Origin of the sequence: Parabacteroides sp. AF18-52 (genome assembly GCF_003479145.1) — a bacterium.
Taxonomy (GTDB): domain Bacteria; phylum Bacteroidota; class Bacteroidia; order Bacteroidales; family Tannerellaceae; genus Parabacteroides; species Parabacteroides faecis.
This window is the reverse complement of sequence record NZ_QUGR01000002.1, coordinates 538,868-562,813: the sequence shown is the minus strand read 5'-3', so window position 1 is coordinate 562,813 and position 23,946 is coordinate 538,868. Positions and strand designations below refer to the sequence as shown.

The window sequence follows — 23,946 nt, the reverse complement described above, 5'->3', positions numbered from 1 at the left end:
TAACCTATGGAACGTATATGGATATTGTTGACAGGGATTCTTATGCTTTTCTCTCAGGCAAAAGCCGGGGAAAGGCCCTTTGTCGTCAATCTCCCGGTTGAACCGACACCAACGGTTACGATGGATAAGCGGCAGGTCCCTTTACTGGAGATTCTTCAGGAACTGGAAAAGCAGACAGGTGTCTTTTTCTCTTATGAATCTTCGCTGTTGGATGAATTCCCCAAGATATCATTTAAGGCACAGGACGAATCTCTTTCCTATTGTCTGAAAAGGTTATTTTTCGCTTTGCCGGTAACATTCCGGCAGACAGGGCAGATCGTGATCCTGAAACGGAAGCCGCGGTTGTACACGATCAGTGGTTTTGTCCGTGATTCGGTGTCGTATGAGAGTTTGATCAATGCTACGGTCTTCGAACGTATGTCCAAAAGCGGGACAGCAACAAATAATTACGGTTTCTACAGTATCACGCTCCCTCCCGGAAAGGTGACCCTACGGGCCTCTTTTGTCGGGTTCGAGGTCAAGGAGATAACATTCGAACTGACTGGTGATACGTTGATCGATATACCTTTACACTCGGCAAAGGCATTGGGCGAGGTGGTCGTGGAGGGACTGAATCCCCGATCGGAAGTATTGAGTGCGCGGACCGGGGTGGTGGATGTCCCGGCACAACGCATCAAGTCGATGCCGGCATTGCTGGGGGAGACAGATGTGGTGAAAACCCTGCAACGACTACCCGGCGTTGCAGTAGGGACTGAAGGGATGACCGGACTGTATGTCCGGGGAGGTGATGCAGACGGAAACCTTTTTTTGCTGGATGGCAATCCGGTGTACCATACGAATCACCTGCTCGGTTTCTTCTCCGCCTTCAATCCTGATGCAGTTAAAAATGCCACATTTTATAAAGGAAGCTTTCCTGCCGAATACGGGGGAAGGCTTTCGTCGGTAGTAGACGTAAGGACCAATGATGGAGACCGCTATGAATATCACGGTAATTTGTCGATCGGTCTGTTGGCGTTGCGCGGAAACCTGGAAGGCCCTATCGTAAAAGGAAAATCCTCATTCAATGTATCTGTGAGGCGTACCTGGATGGAACTGATCACATGGCCTTTATTGAAGGCGATCAATGACGGGGAGGAGAATAAGATCAAAGGCGGTTACCATTTCTTCGATATGAATGCGAAAGTGAACCATTCCTTCAGCGACCGGACGCGTGGCTATATGAGTTTTTATATGGGAAGCGACAGCTATCTGAACGGCGAGGAAAAAGATGAGGAAGAGCGTGTTGGGAAAGACTTTCAGTGGCGTTGGGGAAATCTGATCGGTTCGGTCGGTATCAACCATATATTCAGTAATAAACTGTTTGCCACGTTTACGGCGGGTTATACACGTTACCGTTCGCATATACGGCAGGATAAGGAAGGATATACTTTGTCTGCCAACAGGACAGACCGGCAGTTGTTCAATCAGGAAAGCCATTACCGGTCGGCGATGGAAGATCTTAGCCTGCGTGCGTCTTTCGATTATCGGTTACATGAGAAACATCGTCTGAAATTCGGAGGAGATTATCTTTTCCATAACTTTCGCCCTGAGCAAAATACAATGAAAAGCTGGTATAAAGACTCCGTCAAATCGCAGGAGAGCAATACCGTTTATGCCAATTCGCTGATCCATGGGCATGAAGTATCTTTGTTTGCTGAAGAGGAGATGCATGTGATCGAGCGTCTGACCGCCAATGTCGGTTTGCGGGCAACTGTTTTTCATGTGCAGGGGGAAACTTATTTTTCCATGCAACCCCGTTTGTCGGTCCGTTATCTGCTAGCCCGTCGTTTGTCTGCAAAGTTGTCTTATTCGAAAATGAACCAGTATATTCATTTGCTCTCCAATTCGTATATCAGCCAGCCGACGGATATCTGGGTACCCGTTACCCGCAATATCAATCCGATGAATGCCCATCAATATACAGCCGGCCTCTATTATACGTTGCACAGACAATACAATTTTTCCGTAGAAGGATATTATAAACGGATGAATAACCTGATCGATTATAAAGATCGTATTCAGGTCGGTACGGATTATTCCAATTGGGAAGAACGGGTAGGTGTCGGATATGGCCGTGCATATGGCGTGGAGTTTATGGCACAGAAAAAGGCGGGCCGTCTTTCCGGGTGGATCGGTTATACGCTGTCGTGGTCCGACCGCCGTTTCCCGGACGAGAGTGTGAATAAGGGGCGTCGCTTCCCCTCCAAATATGACAATCGTCATAAAATCGATCTTGTGGCAACTTATAAGTTATCCCGTAAGGTAGAGTTGACAGCTGCGTGGATGTTTGCTTCCGGTAATCACATCACTATTCTGGATCAGCTTTATCATGGAGGAACCGGGCAGACGGATAATGGATATATGCAGGACGGATATCCGGTTATAGGAGATGATAACATAGGCTATGCAGCCAGTTCACGTAACAATTATCAGTTATCTCCCTATCATCGTCTTGATCTGGGGGTAAATTTCTATCGCTATAAAAAGAAAGGACGGTTGGGTGTTTGGAATTTAAGTCTTTGCAATACTTACGGGCATCCGAATCCGTTTTCAGTCCGGACAAAATATTATACGAATTATGATACGGGGAAAAAGGAAGTCTTTTTGGAACAATCCATTCTTTTCCTATTTTTACCGTCTGTTTCCTACACGTATAAATTTTAAACGTTATGAAAAAGGAATTGTTTACCCTGTTACCGCTGTTATCGCTTCTATTCTGCATTGCCTGCACGCGTGATGTGGAACTGAAGATCGAGACGGTTTCTCCGGTATTGGTGTTGAACGCTTCCATAACACCGGACCGGGAAGTGGCAGCTTTTTTGTCGAAAAGTTGGTTTCTGATGGACAGTGTTCCGGAATATAATTTACCGGAAACGGGAGTGAAGATTGATGTGTATGTGAATGATACTTTCCGGGGAACGATGTCACGTTCGGATAATCCGGCGGATAGCAGTGAATATAAAGGACAGTTCAAACTACCGGGGTGTTATGTACAGACAGGTGATAAGGTGCGGCTTGAAGCCGATGCTCCGGGATTCGGCCCGGTAAGAGGCGAAACGCTCATTCCTTCACAAACCGAAATAGCATTACTTGATACAGCCCGTATGATAACGTCGGGTTCGCTTCTTTTCCGGATCTATCTGACATTTGAGGATAAGCCTTTCGACCGGAATTATTATCGTCTGGTGGTAGAACGCCTGATTGAATACCGTAAGGGTGACCAGGTGAAATGGGTAAGCTCATTCTGTGATAGTAGGGGCGAATCACATCAGCTCTCCGGTGATCAGTTTGAAGTGCCGTCTCCCTGGGGGATATTTTCATTGTCTTATGATGATCCGGTTTTCCAACCGGGGATTCCTTCTTCGGGAATTAATGACGGAACGTATTGCCGTGGTGTATTTTCTGATGATATGTTTAATGGGAAAGAATATACGGTGACGAGTTCATTTTATCCGGTAAACTCCTTGGAGACAGATTCGGTAACTGCCATCGTACATTATGATGTCCATCTGTTATCTATTTCGGAGTCTTACTACAATTATCTGAAGGTGATTCGGAATTTTTCAATATCATTAGGCGACGCCTATGTGGATGGTTTGTTAGAACCATCTGAAACCTATTCGAACGTGATTGATGGATTCGGGATTGTGACAGGATACCGTATTTCCACCCGCCGTATAACAATGCCTTTTGGCAGTTCTTCGTACGAGTGGAGTAACAGTTATTATCCATTTGAATAGATTATATTTTTGAGCTATGCAACTTTTTATAGATCTCGATACGGGCTTCTCTCTCTGCCTGTGTCAGACTGGCCGGCAATTCAATAGTTGTTCGCGGACCTACTGAAACGAGTATTACTTCGCCAACACTTTTTTTATACTCTTTCAGTGAATTCTCAATTAATTGATTGGCCTGATTCCTGTCCGACCGCATGTTGATTTCCCTTTTCATACTTTTATATATTTAATTTTAAGTGATACTGCTCTCAGATTCATTATTTTGGGGGGCGTTATTCTCGGATTCGCTTTCCAGACGGATATTTATTGCATTCATTCCCTTCAGGCCACGTTCCAGGTCGAATGTTACAATATCATTTTCTTCGATCTTCGAAAGCAAATTGTTTACATGGAAAAAGTATCTTTCGCCTCTCACCTGTTCTTTAATAAAACCGAACCCTTTTGATGTGTTGAAGAAATCGACTTTGCCTTTTAAGACAACCGGTTCCTCTTTTTCCTTTTTAGGTACCGAGATCAGTATTTCTTCCTGGTTAACCTCTTCTTTTTTGATATTCTCTGCCGGTGGGGTTGAAGTAATTACTCCATTCTCATCAACATAGGCGATCATATCCTCAAAACTGCTTGTCTTGCCGGATAGTTTCTTTTCTTCTTTCTTTTTTTGCTTTTCTGCTCGTTTAGCGAGTCTTTTTTTTTCATTTTCACGTTTATCAACTGTCATTGATCTTGCCATATAACTTTTGTTTTATAGGATAAATACTAAATGGAGTGAGGTGTATAATTAAAGGAGAGACCTGCTTAAAATAAATAAGAAGAACTGTGCAATAATGATTTATATCTCTAACTCTTTTACAAAGATACGAAAAAAAGGGGGATATTCCTGTCTGTTTAATTATTTTTGTCAGTCTTGGTAGGGGTATTTCTCAAAATTCCGTCTAAAGAATATAAATCAATAGAAGATAGATGGAAAAAGTATTCCAGGGAAGGCTGTTTGCCCCTGTAGCCTTGGCAGCAATGATGATGATTTTAATTTTGTCCGGCCTTCAGGCGCAGACAAACAGAGTGGATGAAATACGAAAAGTGACGTTGAACAGACAGAAAGTTTCTGTGCGGGAGGTCCTGGATGAGATACAGCAACAGGTTGGGGTGAGCTTTTCTTACGAATCTTCGTTGTTGGACGGATTTCCGAAAGTTACGTTCCGTGCGAACGATGAAACACTGGAAGATTGTTTGGGACGTTTGTTCGTGCATCTTCCGATAGCATACAGTATGACGGGAAAGATAGTCGTTCTGAAGTATAAACCCAGACAGGTACAAGTCACAGTCAGTGGCTTTGTACGCGACAAGCGGTCTGCCGAATCTCTGATCGGAGCTTCGGTTTATGAGGTGAACAGCCGCGCCGGTACAGCATCCAATAATTTCGGTTTTTTCAGTCTGACGTTGCCTGCCGGAAAAATGAAGATACAAGCTTCCTATATTGGTTATGGTACCCAGGTATATGATTTGAAAGAATTGAACCGGGATACGATTTTGGCAATCGATCTGACGCCAACTGCATCCTTGCAGGAAGTGGTCGTGACCGGTACTTCGGGCAGTAAGCAATCGGTACTTAGCACGCAGATGGGCGCTTTGGAGATTAATCGGAAAACGATAAATGAAATGCCTGTCATGTTCGGTGAGGCGGATATAATCAAAACTCTCCAACTGACTCCTGGTGTCATGGCCGGGACGGAAGGAACCGCCGGTATGTATGTGCGTGGCGGGAATGTGGATGAAAACTTGTTTCTTATCGACGGTAATCCTGTGTATCAGATCAATCATATCGGTGGACTTTTCTCTGCTTTCAATGGGGAGGCGATCAGTGGAATAGACTTTTTTAAGGCTGGTTTTCCCGCGCGTTACGGTGGGCGTTTGTCTTCGGTAGCTGATGTACATACCAGGGAAGGGAATATGCGCGAATACCATGGAAGTGCAACGATCGGGTTAATCTCCGGTAATCTGAATTTAGAAGGACCGATTATAAAAGATCGTACCTCTTTCAATATCGCATTACGCCGTACATGGCTTGATGTATTGACGGCACCGGCTATTGGTATCACTAACCGTATTATAAAGAAAGATGGTTCGAAAGTACGTGGCCGTTATGCTTTTCACGATCTGAATCTGAAGATAAATCACAGTTTTAATGACCGTAGCCGTCTATACCTGAGTGTTTATAACGGTAATGATGTCCTGAAAGGGGGAGATTCGGAGTTTTCAACTCCGGATGAGGAAGATTACTATAAAGACGATACGGATATCAATCTTCGCTGGGGGAACCTGATGGCAACAGCCGGATGGACGTATGTTTTCAATAACCAGTTATTTGGCAAAGTTTCGGGAGTTTTTACCCGTTATCATTCCAAATTAAAACATTTGGAAAACAAGCTGAGCGGCGATGAGGAGAGCGAAGACTATTACAATACATTCAATGAAACCTCTACCCAAACGGGAATTATGGATGTGGGGTTACGTACCTCCTTCGATTATCTGCCGTTGGCATCTCATCATGTCCGGTTCGGAGGTGATTACCTGTTACACCGTTTTCGCCCGGAGTATAACCGGGCCGCTTCTTCCGAGACAAATGTTTCCGATACAACGAACATCGGGAAAGTGTTAGCCGATGATTTGTTTTGGGCACATGAAGCCGGAATCTTTGCAGAAGACGACTGGTGCCTTTCGCCAGCCGTCAAGTTAAATGCCGGTCTGCGTATCAGTTTATTTAATGTACAGAGTAAAACTTATATTGACTGGGAGCCTCGTGCTTCACTTCGCTGGCTGATAAAGAATAACTTAAGTTTTAAAGCCTCTTACGCCTGGATGACTCAGTATGTTCATCTGATAAGTAACAGTTTTATCAGCCTGCCTACCGATGCCTGGATGCCGGTAACAAGTAAGCTGAAACCGTTGGAAAGTGATCAGATGTCGGCGGGATTCTATTATGCATTGAATAAAGAATATAACTTTTCCTTGGAAGGTTATTACAAACGGATGAATAACCTGCTGGAATATCGTGACGGACAGAGTTTTGCTCCTTCGTATGTGAATTGGGAAAAGAAAATGACGACTGGTAAAGGACGTTCTTACGGTGTCGAGTTTATGGTGAGCAAGGAAACCGGACGGCTGACCGGCTGGATCGGATATACACTTTCCTGGTCGGATCGTAAATTCCCTGAATTGAACGGAGGTGAACGTTATCCGGCCCGGTATGATAACCGCCATAAACTGAATATTGTAGGCGTTTACAAACTGTCTCACAAAGTGGAATTGTCGGCTGCATGGACATATGCCTCGGGTAATCATGCCACGCTTTCTTTAGAGAATTATGACCAGGCGGCACCTCCGGAGTTAGACCTGCCTTCCGATAATAATTACGATCCGGGTTCTCACGATTATGTTACTGACTGGGGAAATATAGATTATTACGACATCCGCAATAATTACCAACTGCCTGCTTATCATCGCCTGGATCTGGCAATAAAAATCTTTCGTCCGAAGAAAAGCGGAAGATTGGGGATTTGGACGGTGAGTATCTATAATGTTTATTCCCGTATGAATCCATTTATGATCTATAAGTCGGAAAGAAAAGTTCCTGATCCGGACAGTTCCTGGGGCAAATCAGTCCCCGCATTCAAACAGCTAGGAATTATCCCGGTTGTTCCTTCTATTTCTTATACTTATAAATTCTAATTATTAATGAGATCTTTTATGAAATACTGTATTCTGTTTATCTTGTTATCGACACTATTCCCTTCTTGTGTTAAGTATGTCGACCTGGAACATCTGCGTCCGGAACCCAAGCTGGTCCTGAACAGCGTGGTGCAGACCGGTTATCCTCTCACTGCCACGGTTACACGTACCTGGTTTTATACAGATAATAATCCGAACGTGACTATTAAAGATGCAAAGGTCAGCCTGTATGTAAACGGACAGTATCTTGAAGATATGCTATGGTCTGGGGATATAAGTGAATATAATTCAATCGGTTATTATTGTTCGGGTTATATTCCTTCCGAAGGTGATAAGGTACGTCTTGAAGTAAGGAAAGAGGGGTTTAAGGAGGTGTCGGCTGAATGCGAATTACCGGTTAAACCTGAACTACTGAAAGTCGAAATCGTATCGGAAAGGTCGAATGACGACTTATATGGCTCCAGTTATAATTACCGGACTATTTGTAAGACAACATTCAAAGATGATCCGAAAGAGGGTGATTGCTATTTGGTGCGTGTTGCACGTGGTTCGCCTGAAAGAGAGTATGATTTTGAAAAAGAGGAGTGGGGGTATCCCGGAACATATAGTTGGAGAGAAATTTCAGTAGATTATGTTTATGAACCTGTTTTCAAGGATAAAATAACGATATTAGATGAATTGTTCGGTAATGCGGATTGGCTGTCCGGATACAATGGACGACCTTTTTCCGATGAATTGATCAATGGTATGGAATATTCATTGAAGTTAGGTATCGGCCATAGCGATTATCCCTCTTCCCAGTCTCCGGATACAGATTCGGACAACACTCCTCCTTCTTATATGAAAGTTTATTTATATACCCTTTCGAAAGCTTATTATCAATATCTGATGGCATTGGCGGAGTTGGATGATCATTCTGTGAATAACGATCTGATGGATGCCGGATTAGCCGAACCCGTGCGTGTTACCAGTAACATTATAGGCGGAAGCGGAATATTGGGGGCTGCCAGTGTGGATACTATTACTGTGGAAATTCCATACGGATTGTGATCTTTCACTTTCCTGCAGGAGAATAAATGTAAAATATATTTCTTCATTTTATTATTTTTGTCTGGCCCGATAGGGGTATTTAAAAAAAATATGTCTAGTAAATAGATATCAACAAATAACAAGATGGAGAAAGTATACCCTGCAAAGCAGTTTGCCCGTGTTACCTTGGTAGTAATGATGATGATTTTTAGTTTGTCCGGCCTTCAGGCACAGACAAGCAGAGTGGATGAAACACGGAAGGTTACGTTGAATATGCAAAAAGCATCTGTCCGGGAGATCCTGGATGAGATACAGAAACAGACCGGAGTAACCTTTTCCTACGAATCATCTTTGTTGAGTGGACTTCCGAAAACTACATTCCGTGCGGATGATGAAGCACTGGAGGATTGTCTGACACGTTTGTTTGTCAATCTCCCGGTAGTGTACAAGATGACAGGAAAGATAGTTGTTCTGAAGCGTAAACCCAAGCAGGTAACGGTCAGTGGTTTTGTGCGCGACAAACGGTCCGCCGAATCCCTGATCGGGGCCTCGGTTTATGAAGCTCATAGCCGTGTGGGAACGGCATCCAATAATTTCGGTTTTTTCAGTCTGACACTGCCGGGAGGGGATATTACGGTCCGTGCCTCTTATATCGGTTATACCAGTCGGCTGTATAATTTTACTGATCTTGACCGTGATACGGTATTGACAATAGAGTTGGATCCTTCAGCATTCTTGCAAGAGGTGGTTGTGACCGGGCAAAGTACCAGTAAACAATCTGTATTAAGTACCCAGATGGGGGCATTGGAAATTAATCAGCAGACAATTCGCTCTACGCCTGTCATGTTCGGAGAGGCGGATATTATCAAGACATTGCAGTTGACCCCCGGCGTGTCGTCCGGAACAGAAGGTACGGCAGGTATGTATGTTCGTGGAGGTAATGTGGATGAGAATTTATTCCTGATCGATGGTAATCCTGTGTATCAAATCAATCATATCGGCGGTATTTTTTCGGCTTTCAATCCGGAGGCTATCAGTGGAATGGATTTTTTCAAATCCGGTTTTCCTTCACGTTATGGAGGCCGGCTTTCCTCGGTGGTAGATGTGCACATGAAAGAAGGGAATATGAAAGAATATCATGGGAGCGCTACGCTAGGTCTGATATCCGGTAATTTGAATTTCGAAGGACCAATAGTAAAAGACCGTACCTCTTTTAATATATCTCTGCGTCGTACCTGGCTTGATGTACTGTCGGCTCCGGCTCTTGCCATAGCTAACAAGATTACGAAGAAAGATGGAACCCGTACCCGTGCACGTTATGCCTTTCATGATCTAAATCTGAAATTGAATCATATATTTAACGATCGTAGTCGTCTGTATTTCAGTTTGTATAATGGAAATGACGTACTAAAAGGAGGATCAACCGATTTCCCTTCTAAACATGAAGTGGACAATGATTATAATTATGATACGGATGTTTCTTTACGTTGGGGAAATATTATGGCAACTACTGGCTGGACCTATGTATTCAATAACCGTTTGTTTGGAAAATTTTCTGGTGTCTTTACCCGCTATCATTCCAAATTGAGGAGTACAGAACATGATATCGAAGGTCAAGAAGGAGAGAGTGACTATTATGAAAGATTCAGTGAAAGCTCTACGAATACCGGTATTATGGATCTGGGGGTACGTACTTCGTTCGACTATCTTCCGGTTTCTTCGCATCATATCCGTTTCGGTGGAGATTATTTGGTGCATCGTTTCCGGCCGGAATATAACCATTCTTCAGCTTTTGATAAAAGCCAGGATTTTATATCAGAAATCAATAAGGAATATGCCAACGATCTGTTGTGGGGACATGAGGCCGGTGTGTTTGCTGAAGATGACTGGAGTTTATCTCCTTCCGTTCGTGTCAATGCAGGGTTGCGTTTAAGTTTGTTCAATGTGCAGGGAAAGACTTATACCGGACTTGAACCTCGTGTATCTTTTCGCTGGTTACTGGATGAAAATTTAAGTTTCAAAGCCTCTTATTCACGCATGAATCAGTATGTACACCTGATTAGCAACAGTTTTATCAGTTTGCCTACCGATGCGTGGATGCCGGTGACACGTAAGTTGAAGCCGTTGCTCAGTGATCAGGTCTCTGCCGGTTTTTATTATGATCTTAATAAGACTTATAGTTTCTCTGTTGAAGGATATTATAAGACAATGGAAAACTTACTGGAATATCGTGATGGGCATACATTTACCCCATCTTATTTGAATTGGGAAAATAAACTGACTGCAGGAGAAGGGCGTTCTTATGGTGCCGAGTTTATGGTACGCAAAGAATCCGGGCGCACAACGGGATGGATCGGTTATGGTCTTTCCTGGGCCGACCGCCAGTTCGATGAGCTGAATCTGGGTAAACGTTTCCCGGCTCGTTTTGATAACCGGCATAAACTGAATATTGTAGTAATGCATAAGATATCCCCGAAAGTAGAGATATCCGCTGCCTGGTCGTATGCTTCGGGTAATCATGTAACCTTGTCTCTTGAGAATTATTTGGAAAACGGTTCTCCGAATTATGTACATAGCGATGGATATAACATGCCTTATAGTGGTTCGTGGGGAATAGATTATTACGAAGGGCGTAATAATTACCAGTTACCGGCTTACCATCGCCTTGATCTGGGAATTAAGATCTATCGTCCCAAGAAAAAAGGGCGTATGGGTATTTGGACGGTCAGTATCTATAATGTGTATTCGCGTATGAATCCGTTTATGATCCATAAAACTGATAAAGAAGTGCGTGATCCGAACAGTGATTACGGATATAAATTTGTGCCTGTATTTAAGACTGTCGGTATTATGCCTATTATTCCATCAATTTCTTATACATATAAATTCTGATAGTTATGAAAGCTGATATGAAATATATTCTTTTTTTTAGTATTCTTTTGCTGATAACTTCCTGTATGAAAGAAGTGGATCTGGAATATTTACGTCCTGATTCTAAATTAGTATTGAATAGTGTTGCTTCCGTAGGGGAACCGTTGAAAGCTTCTTTATCGCGAACCTGGTTTTATACGGAGGATTACCCTAATGTTACTATAGGAGATGCAAAAGTGGAACTGTATGTGAATGATCGTTTACTTGGCGAAATGAGCTGGAATGTAGAAGAGATCGACTATTATGCTGTTGGTAATTATGTTTCATCTTACATTCCGGTGCCGGGTGATAAAGTGCGGATTGAAGCGAAAAGAGAGGGCTTTAAACAGGTAATGGGGGAGGATATAGTTCCGGATAAACCTGCTTTACTTAATCTGTATGCAGAAAGTCACGAGGAAAATTCTTATGGCTATTCGTATACTAAGCGGCGTTTTAAAGTAACGTTCCGGGATAAGCCGTCTGAACAAAACTGTTATCTTATTTCTTTTGCGTATGGCTCTCCCCATTATGAATATGATTATGACGATTGGGAAAAACCTCCTGTTTTTTCCGGTATTTATTCTTGGCGTCCCGAACCGATTGATTATACTTCTGATCCGGTATTTAGTAATAAAGTTTCTGCTTTGGATAAAGTGTTAGGGAATGACTGGCTTTCAGGATATAATGGTCGCCCCTTTTCGGATGAGTTGTTCGATGGGAAGGAATATACAATGACTTTGGATGGTAATTCTTCTTATGGTTATAATCCTGGTTTCACTCAACCGGAGAACAGGCTTCCCGACTCGGCACGGGTTTATCTATATGCTATATCCGAACCTTATTATAAATATTTGTTAGCTTTGGCTAATTTATCAGATGACTCTTTTAATAATAATCTGGCCGATATTGGACTGGCTGAGCCAGTCCGTGTATTTAATAATATCGAAGGCGGTCTCGGAATATTGGGGACAGCTTGTGTGGACAGCCTTACGGTTGCCATTCAAGAATTAAACTGATTCGATGATGATCGAATATCCCTAATCTCCTGATTTATTCCTTGAAAGAGAATCTAAATAGTCTTTTATTTTGTTGATCCGGTGAATGTCATAATGCATTTAGCCGGTATATTGACAATATACTGACCTTTTTTATCTATTGAATAGTTTTGTGGAGACCAACGATTGTTTTCATCGGTCAGATAACTAATCAGAGTACCTGAGTCTCCCGTCTCTGTTGGCTTTATCCCGGTACGAATGGACCGGGATGAATTGTTGACAGCTACGATAGTATAATTTTTCTCGTTTTTATAAGCTGAAACCAGTAAGCTGTCTGTTGGATTACTGATTTGTGTGCCGATACGCAGACTCCCAGTTGCGATGTAACGGGTGTAATTACCGAAAGTTTCATATCGTTTGGTAAGCGAATAGCCTACACGATCACTGTTCAAAACGATCAAACTTTCATTGTTGTTTGTCGGCATGGCTCCAGCCCACCAAATGAAAGCATTGGCATTAGCTTCTGTCAGAAAAGCGTGGTAGGTGCTTGCCCATTTCAAACCGTCATTGATCGTTGTATCCAAAGGATTTATGTCGCTGATCTCTGTGACCCAGACAGGTATATTGTTTTTTTCAGCCAGTTCGAGCGGAACGATCGGCGTCAGCAAGCTGTCTTTCGGTGCAGGATATGAATCCGGCAGCGTATAGCCATGTCCGGCTGCGATCAGGTTGAAATCTTTGATCTCAGGATATTTTTCCAGTATTGTATTAGTAAAATAGAGGGAGGAAGCAAAATCAGCTTGTGGACTGACTGCAGACCACAACGGGTTTTCTCCGAAAATGATCCGTGCCGGTATTTGCATACGTTTGAAAGTCGGTCCCAGATATCGGGTAATGAATTCTCCCATTCTCTCGGGTGTCCAGAGGCTGGAATTCCAGGGAGCAGCATAACCCGGTTCGTTGGAAGGAGAGAGAGCATAGGGCTCGAGTCCGACAGATGTGTATGCTTTGTAGAATGAAGCCAGGTAATCGGCGTATTCCTGATAGCATTCCGGCTTTAATTCCCCTTGCGACACTTTGCCGTTTGTTTTCATATAAGCCGGTGCACTCCAGGCGGAAAAGAAAAGTTTATCTACATGATATTTGTTTTTAGCCAGTAAGGTCAGCCATAGTTGTCCACGGCGCAGACGGTCGTCAGACTTGCCTTCGAAGAACGGATCATCCAGATCTATCTCTAGATCATCTGTCAGATTAAAGTCTTTATCATTTTTGTTTTCCCAGTAATGAGGAAATATTTCTCCCCGGAGAATATTCAGGCGTAAACCGTCCGGACCAAACATCTCATCCATGATTTTTTCCCTGTTTTTGTGGGAGTATAATTCATCCGCCCATCCGGCTTGTGCTACACCGAAACCGTCGATCGGTTGTTTAATGTCGTTCCATAAAAGTTGTATGGAAATTTCCGGTTGTTTACTTGTTTCTTTATTCCCGATACAACCGGAGATTATGAGTGCGAGAAAAGAGAAGCTCAGGAACAGATATCTATGTGTTTTCATATTATAAACATGATTGTGTAAAACGAACGTTTTTATTCTCCTTTGTATTGTTTGTTCTTATCAATCAATTTATTGATTTTAGCAACGGATGCAGCAGACCTGAGTCCGTCTTCCGGGGTGTTCATACAGTAATCTACCAGTATCTCTACGGTAGAAACCGCGACATGCATACGTGTGTCGCTGGAGGCGTAGTAAATGAAAACCTTACCGTCCTCGTCTGCAATCCAACCGTTAGAAAACAACACGTTAGATACATCTCCGACTCGTTCGTCCCCTATAGGTGCCAGGAAATAGCCTCCGGGCTGTGCAATCACTTTTGTTGGGTCTTCCAGGGCCGTCATGTACAGATAAAGTACATAACGTAACCCTGCAGCACATGCCCTGACTCCATGAGCCAAATGTAACCAGCCTTTCGGTGTCTTGATAGGATGCGGACCTTCCCCGTTCTTAACCTCCTTGATTGTATGGTAGTAGCGTTTATCTATAATTAGTTCGGAGGAAACTACGGCATTTGTCATATCTTCAATTAAAGTCCAACCTATGCCTCCACCACTGCCAGTATCGATGAATCCATCCTGAGGACGGGTATATAATGCATATTTCCCGTTCACAAACTCTGGGTGTAAAACAACGTTGCGCTGCTGGCTTTTTGTTATCAGGTCCGGAAGTCTTTCCCACCTGATCAGGTCTTTTGTCCGAACAATGCCTGCTTTAGCTACAGCGGAGGATAAATCGCCGGGTTTAGCTTCGGGATCGTGCCGTTCGCTACAAAAAATACCGTATACCCATCCGTCTTCATGGACTGTCAGGCGCATATCATATACATTTGTTTCATCCGGATCGATATCCGGTAAATTGACCGGTCGTTCCCAGAAGCGAAAATTATCTACACCATTCGGACTTTCGGCAATGGCAAAAAATGATTTCCGATCACAGCCTTCCACACGAACCATTAGCAGGTATTTGCCGTTCCATTTGATCGCCCCTGAATTCATGGTTGCATTGACACCAATACGTTCCAGGCAATACGGATTGGTGGCCGGATTCATATCGTACCTCCATTCTAATGGAATGTGATTGGCTGTTATGACCGGATAAATATAACGGGTTATTATTCCATTATCTTCAACTATCGGTTGATTGGGGCGTTCCAGTAGATTTTTTTGTTTCTTACATAGAACATCAAGTCTATTTTGAAAGTTAATTTCCATGAATTGCATAATTTCGTTTGACTGTCGCTATTTGATGCAAAGGTAGGGAGTTGATGAAGGAGAAAACAAGTAGTTTTTTTGCGACATATAATGAATCTATATCAATTTTACAGGAAGATATGGCCTTTTTTAGAATCGTATGCAGAAATAAGACGGTAATATTTCATCAGAAAGATAAGCAGGGGTAAATGCGAAATCAAAATATTATTAGTTTGTGATAAATTTGTATTGTATTTTATAACGCATGTCAGTGGTATTCTAATGAACGACAATGCCTCCCTACCCGATATATATTCCAGGTGAGGAGGCATTATTATGTTAACTAATTTATGATTCTGATTATTTGACTAGCTGAAACGTTGCCAATACGGCTTTATGGTCGGTAGGCCAGATCCCTGCCGGGGTAATGATCGGATCGGCAGTTTCTTCCGTGACACGTTCTCCGCGGAGGATATCCCCTTTAGGGCCAATGATGGTAACATCTGTCAGGCTTAGTCCGTTGAATGGAGAATACATGATGAAGTCGATGCGATCGCGATCGTCAGCTTCCGGTGACCAGACCAATTTTTTCAATGCAATATCCGGGCAGTCTGCCGGGCAGGTAAATCCGGGGTGAGTGACCGGATCGGGGTATTTTTCGCGATAAGAATCTTTGTAACCTGCTTTTTCAAGTATAACGGATACGTCCCAGGGTACAATGAGACCGTAGTGATCGCGCATATCTTTTGTCGCTTCCGTCCAATCCAGATGTGAAGGCTCATTAAAGTCGCCTCCCAGAACAACAATACGCCCGGCTGCTTTATCTTTTTCGGCTTCATTTACAAAGCGTATAATAGCGTCATCTCTTACGGATGCGCGGTTCAGGATCAGTAAAGAGTCGAGATTGTTAACTCGTTCTATTTTCTCCCAGTTATTACCGTCGTATCCACGGGCATCATAATAAGCACAATTACGATAGTCCAGATGTGCTGTGTAAATGGCAAATTCCTGCCCGCCTTTCTTTGTAACCAGACGATAAATGCTACCTCTATCATCATTCAAAGGATAAACAGTAGTGCTGTCGCTGATCGGATAGCGGCTTAATAGACCTGAGTCTTCCGTATAAAAGGAATAATAAGTCTGTCCTCGTTTTTTCAGAGCTTCGACGATTCTGTCACAAAAGCGGGTATCGTGATAGTTGCGTACTTCACTCAGTGTTACAAAATCCGCATCGCTGCGAATAATTTCATCGGCTACTGCATCAAATCCATTCTTTACTACGGTTCCTTCCTGCCAGATGTTGAATTGCAGGACTTTGAATGTATCAGTTTTCTGACAGGCAGAGAAACTGATGATAATTAACAGCAAGAGTGCTGTAAATAACCCTTTTTTCATGATGGTTGTGTTTTTTATGAGATTTTTTTAGTCCCGCGAAATTAGCCAATTTTTCAAGGCGGAACTAAACAATCACCTTCTTTTTTCTATAGTTTTCTCTGAATTCTGTCGGTGGCATTCCTTTTCTCTTCTTGAATATGCGGTTAAAATTCGACAGGTTATTGAAACCGCATGCATATCCGATCTCTGCGACTGATTGGGAAGAATCGATCAGGGCGCGGATGGCAAAACCTAAACGTATATCCGTTAGGAAGTCGACAAAACTTTTAGATGTACGTTGCTTGATATATCGGCAGAAGGAGGGTTCACTCATGTTGATCAGGTCGGCAACATCCGAGAGGCGTACCTGTTTATTGTAATTTACGTTCAGATAATCTATGACTTTCCTTATACGTAAATCTTCTTCATGGGTTCTTTCCTGACGGATGAAAGAGTGGCTGGCCAGTTCCCGGAAATCTTCGGAGAGAGACAGTTCATGTAAAATCATCATCAGTTTCATGACCGAATAGAAGCCATCTGTCTCGCAGGTGATCGTTTTTAGCAACGGACGGACTTTCTCTATTGCCTGTACGCCGAAGGCAACCCCTTTCTGTGCACGTTCGAAAAGTGTTTTTATACTTTGAAACTGGTTTCTTTCCAGTAGTTCTTCAGGAAAGGATGAACGGTGAAATTGTATGGTTACCTCATGGATAGCCTGTGATTTGCATTCATGGTTAACCCAGGCATGTTCCAAAGTCGGATTCGTGACTAAAACCAGTTCATCGTCGCCGATCGTTTCAACGGAATCGCCGACTATACGTTGGGCTCCTTTTGCATGTTCAATGAAATTCAATTCATATTCAGGGTGTACATGAATGGGGAAATTGAATGTTGATTTAAGGCGCTCTATTACGATGAAGCAGTCTTTTGAAGATAATGGCGATACTTCTTTAAACAATGCGGTTCCAATCATACTTTTTGTATTTCTGTACGCAAATATAGTCAAAGTTTTTATTTAGTTAATGTTACAGATGTTTTACAAGAGTCTTTTGTTATCTTTGCAACAGATAATCAGACACAAAACAGAATATGGACGGTAAGAGAGTATTTGTTACCGGTGGTGCTAAGGGTATTGGTGCTGCCATTGTAACCGCATTTTGCAATGTGGGAGCGCGCGTCGCTTTTTGTGATACAGATGAGAAGGCAGCTTTGCGTCTTTGCGATTTATTGCCTACTTTTGTCCAGTTTTTTCAGACTGATGCCAGTGATCCGGAAGCTCTTCAAAAAGTTTTCAACAAACTTATCAACATGTGGGGAGATGTGGATGTGATTGTTAATAATGTGGGTATCAGTGAATTTACGCCACTGGTTGATACAAGTATTGAACAGTTCGACAAGATCCTTTCAACAAACCTTCGTCCGGTGTTTATAACTTCAAGGGCATTGGCTATTCATCGGAACAATGAAGAAGGAAAACAACGTTACGGACGGATCATCAATATTGCTTCCAGCCGTTATCTGCAGAGTGAACCCGGGTCGGAGGGATATGCCGCTTCCAAAGGAGGTATTGTATCATTGACACATGCACTTGCACTTTCTTTCAGCGATTATAATATTACGGTAAACTGTATCAGCCCCGGCTGGATACAAAATGAGAACTATCAACTATTGAAACGTTCAGATCATAAACAGCATCCTTCGGGACGCGTGGGGCAGCCTTCGGACATTGCCAATGCCTGTCTTTTCCTTGCTGCTCCCGAAAATGACTTCATCAACGGACAAAATATTGTTGTTGACGGCGGAATGACTAAAAAAATGATTTATAATGAATAACATGCCATCGGCATATTTGCCAGTTATTTAGTTGAAACCGATCCTTATGTTCTTGTTGTTGAATGCCGGATAGACTAAGAACTGGCGATCCATCCGTCTGTTCCAGGGATTATACTCGTAGTTGATCCCTACACCAACGCGGAACCCTTCTGCTACTTTAACTTCAAAAGCACCTCCTACACTGGTGTGATTATAATATGGGTTCAACAGCATATGCGGATTTGTACGTTCTCCTTTCTGATAAAACGCATATTGTCCCCAGCCTCTCAATGTCAACCAATCGGAGGCTTCAAAGCTGACAGAAGCATTGACCCCTCCCATGAAATCGGGGCTATAATTGAATGGGGTAAAATACCGTCCTGCAAAAGCTCCTCCTGTAAGTGTCCATCGATCCTGTTGCCATACGAGGGATGAACTTACCCTTGTAAGTCCGCCTACACCGGGCCAGGTGAACTGTTCTCCGACAGTCAGCAAACCGGTTGTTTCACTGATCGGAGTAAAATCGAATTCCTGAAAATCGAGTGCCATAGGAGATATGCGACGTATCATTGGCGTAAATACATTAAAAAACGGACGATAAGCTTGTGACAGAACCTGCATATCCATCGGCCGTTCGTCATGGATTTGCGGAAAGTCTGGGGTAAACTCTCTGAGTTTCTTTTCAAACTCGGTTAGTTTGGATGGGGTATACGTTTTGTAAGATAACTCCGGTATATTGAAATCAAGCGCTTTGAACTTGGGTACGGCCGTAAGTTTCCCTTCACGATTCAGTACAAAATCAAATACAGACTGCGCATGACTATATGATACACACGCCAATAGTGCTATTATTATAAAATATCCCCGCTTCATACACAACATCATTTTATTGACGCTAAGATAGATTATTTGCTTAAAATAAGCTATTTATTCTTCTTGTTTTTACTTAAATAACATATATTTGTCTTATATCTACTATCAGGTGGACTGTTTCTTTTACAAATAAAAAAAATATTTTCAATTTTCTCTATCAGCCTGCAACATTGAAAGGACCTTTTTCATCATACAGATAGAGAGTAATATTACCTATGGACGAACAGCTGTTAATTGCCGGATGCAAACGTGGGGAGTCATGGGCTCGTAAAGAGATATACGAGCTGTATGCTCCTGCCATGATGAGTGTGTGTATGCGGTATGTAAATAACAGGGAAACTGCTCGTGATTTGTTGCAGGATGGATTTATCAAGATATTCACGAAAATAGGAAGTTATACGGGGAGCGGTGCGTTTCCCGGTTGGGTTCGCAGGGTATTTGTTACTACAGCGCTTGAATATCTGAGAAAAAACGATGCGATCCGGTTAAGCGTTAATTTTGATGATTGCGGGGAATTGGCGGATGAGGTGGATGTATCGGCATTAGAACGTTTATCTGCCGATGATCTGCATGCCTGTATTGCCCGTTTACCGAATGGCTACCGGACGGTATTCAACCTCTATGCGATAGAGGGATATTCTCATAGTGAGATAGCAGAAATGCTACATATCAGTGAAGTAACCTCGCGAACACAGTTTATTCGGGCGCGGAAGGTGTTACAAAAAAGTGTTCAATCATTAATCAAGCATGAAAATGCGCAGTGATACGGATCATAGAGAACAATTGGATGATTTCAGCGAATTCATGAAACGGAAACTGGAGAACCACCGATTACCCGTCGATGATCTTTGCTGGGAAGGGATCGAGCCTCGTATGAGACCCCGCGGACAGAAATGGCTGTGGTGGGCCGGAAGTTCTGTGGCTGCAGCTGTCATTGCATTATTATTTTTATTTGCACCTTTTCGGACAGAAGAGATACCCGACGGAAGTCAAGAATTACCGGTGGCTGTTACTGATGATAATAGAGAGAATGTATATGAGGAGAGTCCGGAAGATGTTCGGGAGGAAACAACTTCATTTGTGGGACAACCTGTTCCAAAGGAAAAACTGATTGCTGCTGTTGTTTCTGACGAATCTTCCACTGTTCTGATTGCTGAAAAAGAAATACCGGAAATAACCGATAGTGTAGAGATACAGGATGAAACTGTTCAGTTAGCTGATGAAGGGAAGAAGGTATCTTCACCTGACCTGTATAGTTATGAGTCAAAAAAACAGACGTATTCTTCAGCTGGCAAGAATAGAAAGGCAGAAAGAAAGTGGTCTGTAAATGCGGGATTCGGAACAGGTGGTCATGTGTCATTAGGGTTAGGATACGATTATGCTGTAGAGGCACCCAATGACCATTTTAATCCAAGTTATCCCGGGACGATTCCGCCTCCGGTTAAACCTCCCTTTTTCGAAAATTCAACAGTATTGTCATCCGATGAATATACGAGTGTAGATGCTGCCTTGCCTTTGTCTTTTGGTCTGACTGTGCGTAGAGATTTCAATCGGTATATCGGGTTGGAAACCGGATTGGTCTATACCTATCTGGCATCGAATCTGGATAAGTGGGATAACATTCACTACAAATCGCGGTTAGAGCTTCATTATTTGGGTATTCCGGTAAATCTGGTAGTGTCCCTTTGGCAAAACTCTCGATGGAAAATCTATTTGTCCGGTGGTTTTATGGTTGAAAAAGGATTAAGATCCAAACAGACAGAAACCCGGTATTGGCAGACAGATGTGAAGACTCTGGTAGACAAGGGGGGGATAAACGGCTTGCAATGGTCATTGAATGCGTCTGCCGGTGTTTCCTATCGTTTTTACAAGGATTGGAATATTTATTTCGAACCGCGTATTTCACATTATTTTGATAATAACCAACCGGTAAGCATCCGCACGGAACACTCTGTACTCGTCGGGTTGGGGGCCGGTATCCGTTTTGATTTTTAATTAAGAGAGTTAGCATATTAATCCACTAAATTTATTGAAGATGAAAAAACTAATGAGTCTGTTCTGTCTGTCGTTGATCTGTTTGTTTTGCGGATGTAATGATGATATGAAGGTAAGAGAGACAGTTACCTATACGGTGAATAAACCTGTGTATATGTCAGCCAATGCATTCCGTTCTTCTGTGAAGGTGAATGCGTTGCCGGAAGAAATTACGCAGCAGGGAAAGATTTGTTTTTATGAAGGTTATCTGTATATGTCGGAACCTGGAAAAGGAATCCATATTATCGATAACAGAAATCCTTCGTCACCGGCTTTGGTCGGTTTTATAGAATTGATGGGAAATGCCGACCTGGCTATCCGTAACAATCTGTTATATGCGGATTCGTATGTCGACCTGGTGTGGTTCGATATCACTAATCCGGCTTTACCGGTGTTGAAGAGTCGGTTGGAAAATGTTTTTCCACAGAGTTTCCCTCCGATTGAGGATGGTATAATAGATTCCGAAGTTTTTTCCGAAGCAGGAAAAGCCAAAGGTATCGTTATAGGCTGGACACAGGAAGAAGTAACGGAAACCTATGAGTATTATAAAGATGAAATCTACTATAATGATATGGCGACAAATTCCGGAAATAGTAGCGGTGGTTCTTCCACGGGAGTGAATGGTTCTATGTCCCGCTTTGGTCTTTATAAGGATTATCTGTATGTCGTTTTGAATAATCAGATGGATATTTTCGATCTTTCCGGTGAAGAACCGGTTGTTGCAACTGAAACTATTCCTGTCGGATGGAATGTCGAAACGATTTTCAGTTATAAGGAATATATGTTCATGGGAACGCCCACCGGTATGCTGATCTATTCGGTAAAAGACCCGGTAAAGCCGGAGTATCAGTCGGCAATGGTTCATGTGTACGGTTGTGATCCGGTAGTTGTGGAAGATGATATTGCTTATGTGACTGTCCATTCCGGTAATAATTGCGGGCAAAACTTTAACGAACTGATCATTTTAGATGTCAGTGATGTAAAAAGTCCGCAGCCGATCGTAGCTTACACCATGACAAAGCCTAAAGGACTGGGCATCGATAACGGGACTCTTTTCCTTTGTGACGACGGCCTGAAGATTTATAACGCATCAGATTCGCAAACATTGATGGCCAACCGGCTGGCTCATTATTCCGGCATGGAAGGATATGATGTGATTCCATATGGGAATGTCTTGATGATGATGGCTGAAGACGGTATTTATCAGTATGACTATTCTGATCTGAAAGAGATCAGGCTGTTGAGTAAGTTGGCTGTGAAGAAATGATATAGGAATATATAAATGGGAAGAGATGGCGATTATTTGAGTCATCTCTTTTTTTGTTTTAAATAGATTGATTATTTGTTTTCTAAATGCTTTATTTATAGATTATTGCTGATCGTACAGACATTTGCATTTAATTTTATTTTCAAAAAGTTTATTTTTACCCTACCCATTTTTATTCTTTTGATTGTAATATGAAAAAAGAATAGAAATGGAATCTGATAAGATATATAAAATCATATTGACAGTCCTGGCAGGCGAAGAAACTCAGGAAGAACACGAACAACTTTCTGCATGGTTGAATGAGTCTGAAGAAAATAGGCGGGAATATAGTCAAATCGAGCGACTTTACCAGCTTTCTTCATCTTCGTCTTCAAAGAAAGTCTCTTCATATTATGATGTAGAGCAGGCGTGGAAGTTTGTTAAAGGCCAAACAATAGATAAAAGAAAATCTTTTATATTCAGAAAATGGATTTCGTATGCAGCTATGTTGACTCTTTTGTTAACGGCAGGAATGTTCTATCTATATAAACAGCAATTATATTCTCTTTCCAGCCAGGTGAATTTGGAACAACTGAAAGAACCAATTCTTCTATTGGACAATGGAGAAACAATCTCTTTGGATAAGGATACTTTTTCAATAGAAAACGAACATACAATTATTCACAAAAAAGCGAAAGTTCTTTCTTATATCCCTCAAGAGAAGGAAGAACAAAATATAAAGACAGATAGGAAGAATCGTTTAGTGATACCTAAAGGCAAAACTTACGAATTGAAACTCTCCGATGGAACCCATGTGTGGTTAAATTCCGATTCGGAATTAATTTATCCGACCAATTTTACAGGTAATACTCGTGAAGTGATATTGAGGGGAGAGGCCTTTTTTGATGTTGCAAAAGATGCATCCAAACCTTTTATTGTAGAAAACAATCAAATGAAGATAAAAGTATTGGGTACATCGTTTAATGTATCTGGTTATGTGTCGGAAAGGTTACAAAATGTCACTTTGGTAAACGGTTCCGTACAAGTTCAGATAGATAACGATTCTGCCTTTCGGATTTCTCCATCGGAACAATTTTTATATGATAAAGAAAAACAAACTACAAGTATACAAGTTGTTAATACAGATTTATATACAGCGTGGACTGAAGGAAAGTATATTTTTAAGGATACGAGACTTGAAGATATTTTATCCAAGTTGCAGCGATGGTATGATTTTGAGATAATTTACCTGCAGGAAGAGTTGAAGAATAGGCGTTTTTCAATAGTGATTAATCGTGAAGACAACCTGAAAGATGTATTGGAGGTTATAAGCTTCACTTCGAATGTAAAACTTGTGCAAGAAAACAACATAATTAAAGTGAAATATTTAGAGAAAGGAGGAGAATGAAATAAGATAATTATGAA

18 protein-coding genes are annotated in these 23,946 nt (G+C 42.2%); 11 read left to right on the top strand and 7 right to left on the bottom strand.

The genetic code is table 11. The annotated features are described in order from the left end of the window. Positions 1-6 precede the first annotated feature (6 nt). Both DWX23_RS05800 and DWX23_RS05795 read left to right on the top strand, forming a co-directional pair. Complete coding sequence (locus tag DWX23_RS05800) at positions 7-2,703, top strand: TonB-dependent receptor (RefSeq protein WP_122373767.1); 2,697 nt, start codon at positions 7-9, stop codon at positions 2,701-2,703. A gap of 5 nt (positions 2,704-2,708) precedes the next feature. After that, positions 2,709-3,779 carry a DUF4249 domain-containing protein gene (locus tag DWX23_RS05795; RefSeq protein WP_122373766.1) on the top strand — a complete coding sequence of 357 codons (1,071 nt, stop codon included), beginning with the start codon at positions 2,709-2,711 and terminating at the stop codon, positions 3,777-3,779. A gap of 1 nt (position 3,780) precedes the next feature. On the opposite strand, the gene DWX23_RS05790 is transcribed toward DWX23_RS05795, so the two are convergent. Further along, positions 3,781-3,990: a hypothetical protein gene (locus DWX23_RS05790; protein WP_122356952.1), complete on the bottom strand. Its 210-nt coding sequence runs from the start codon at positions 3,988-3,990 to the stop codon at positions 3,781-3,783. Positions 3,991-4,008: 18 nt separating this feature from the next. Continuing rightward, positions 4,009-4,506, bottom strand: a complete 498-nt coding sequence (locus DWX23_RS05785) for a cold-shock protein (RefSeq protein WP_122356954.1) — start codon at positions 4,504-4,506, stop codon at positions 4,009-4,011. Between the two features lie 230 nt (positions 4,507-4,736). On the opposite strand from DWX23_RS05785, the gene DWX23_RS05780 reads away from it, so the two are divergent. From DWX23_RS05780 to DWX23_RS05765, 4 genes are all read left to right on the top strand, one after another. Continuing rightward, a complete protein-coding gene (locus tag DWX23_RS05780) occupies positions 4,737-7,502 on the top strand; it encodes a TonB-dependent receptor (protein ID WP_122373765.1) in 2,766 nt (921 codons plus the stop codon). A gap of 18 nt (positions 7,503-7,520) precedes the next feature. Further along, a complete protein-coding gene (locus DWX23_RS05775) occupies positions 7,521-8,552 on the top strand; it encodes a DUF4249 domain-containing protein (RefSeq protein WP_233587510.1) in 1,032 nt (343 codons plus the stop codon). Between the two features lie 123 nt (positions 8,553-8,675). Further along, on the top strand, positions 8,676-11,423 hold the full coding sequence (locus DWX23_RS05770; protein ID WP_122373763.1) for a TonB-dependent receptor: 2,748 nt from the start codon (positions 8,676-8,678) through the stop codon (positions 11,421-11,423). A gap of 17 nt (positions 11,424-11,440) precedes the next feature. After that, a complete protein-coding gene (locus DWX23_RS05765) occupies positions 11,441-12,457 on the top strand; it encodes a DUF4249 domain-containing protein (protein WP_233564400.1) in 1,017 nt (338 codons plus the stop codon). A 65-nt stretch (positions 12,458-12,522) separates the two neighbouring features. On the opposite strand, the gene DWX23_RS05760 is transcribed toward DWX23_RS05765, so the two are convergent. The 4 genes from DWX23_RS05760 to DWX23_RS05745 form a co-directional block, all read right to left on the bottom strand. Beyond that, entirely contained in the window at positions 12,523-13,992 is a 1,470-nt protein-coding gene (locus tag DWX23_RS05760) for a glycoside hydrolase (protein WP_122373762.1), read from the bottom strand. A gap of 32 nt (positions 13,993-14,024) precedes the next feature. Beyond that, positions 14,025-15,203, bottom strand: coding sequence for a glycosidase (locus DWX23_RS05755; protein ID WP_122373934.1), 1,179 nt, complete (start codon positions 15,201-15,203; stop codon positions 14,025-14,027). Positions 15,204-15,542: 339 nt separating this feature from the next. Then, complete coding sequence (locus DWX23_RS05750) at positions 15,543-16,577, bottom strand: endonuclease/exonuclease/phosphatase family protein (protein WP_122373761.1); 1,035 nt, start codon at positions 16,575-16,577, stop codon at positions 15,543-15,545. Positions 16,578-16,641: 64 nt separating this feature from the next. Next, complete coding sequence (locus DWX23_RS05745) at positions 16,642-17,529, bottom strand: AraC family transcriptional regulator (RefSeq protein WP_122373760.1); 888 nt, start codon at positions 17,527-17,529, stop codon at positions 16,642-16,644. Positions 17,530-17,645: 116 nt separating this feature from the next. On the opposite strand from DWX23_RS05745, the gene DWX23_RS05740 reads away from it, so the two are divergent. Further along, complete coding sequence (locus DWX23_RS05740) at positions 17,646-18,389, top strand: SDR family NAD(P)-dependent oxidoreductase (RefSeq protein ID WP_122355530.1); 744 nt, start codon at positions 17,646-17,648, stop codon at positions 18,387-18,389. Between the two features lie 27 nt (positions 18,390-18,416). Here DWX23_RS05740 and DWX23_RS05735 read toward each other — a convergent pair whose 3' ends face one another. Further along, entirely contained in the window at positions 18,417-19,241 is an 825-nt protein-coding gene (locus DWX23_RS05735; RefSeq protein ID WP_122355528.1) for a hypothetical protein, read from the bottom strand. A 215-nt stretch (positions 19,242-19,456) separates the two neighbouring features. Here DWX23_RS05735 and DWX23_RS05730 point away from each other — a divergent pair, with 215 nt between their 5' ends. The 4 genes from DWX23_RS05730 (at position 19,457) to DWX23_RS05715 (ending at position 23,929) form a co-directional block, all read left to right on the top strand. Further along, positions 19,457-20,005, top strand: a complete 549-nt coding sequence (locus DWX23_RS05730; RefSeq protein ID WP_122355526.1) for an RNA polymerase sigma factor — start codon at positions 19,457-19,459, stop codon at positions 20,003-20,005. Next, complete coding sequence (locus DWX23_RS05725) at positions 19,989-21,236, top strand: porin family protein (RefSeq protein WP_233587508.1); 1,248 nt, start codon at positions 19,989-19,991, stop codon at positions 21,234-21,236. Before DWX23_RS05730 ends, DWX23_RS05725 begins: the two co-directional genes overlap by 17 nt. Positions 21,237-21,276: 40 nt before the next feature. Next, positions 21,277-22,542 (top strand): LVIVD repeat-containing protein, encoded by a 1,266-nt coding sequence (locus tag DWX23_RS05720; protein WP_122373759.1) that lies wholly within the window; start codon positions 21,277-21,279, stop codon positions 22,540-22,542. Positions 22,543-22,750: 208 nt separating this feature from the next. Further along, positions 22,751-23,929 (top strand): FecR family protein, encoded by a 1,179-nt coding sequence (locus tag DWX23_RS05715; RefSeq protein WP_122373758.1) that lies wholly within the window; start codon positions 22,751-22,753, stop codon positions 23,927-23,929. Positions 23,930-23,946: the final 17 nt, after the last annotated feature.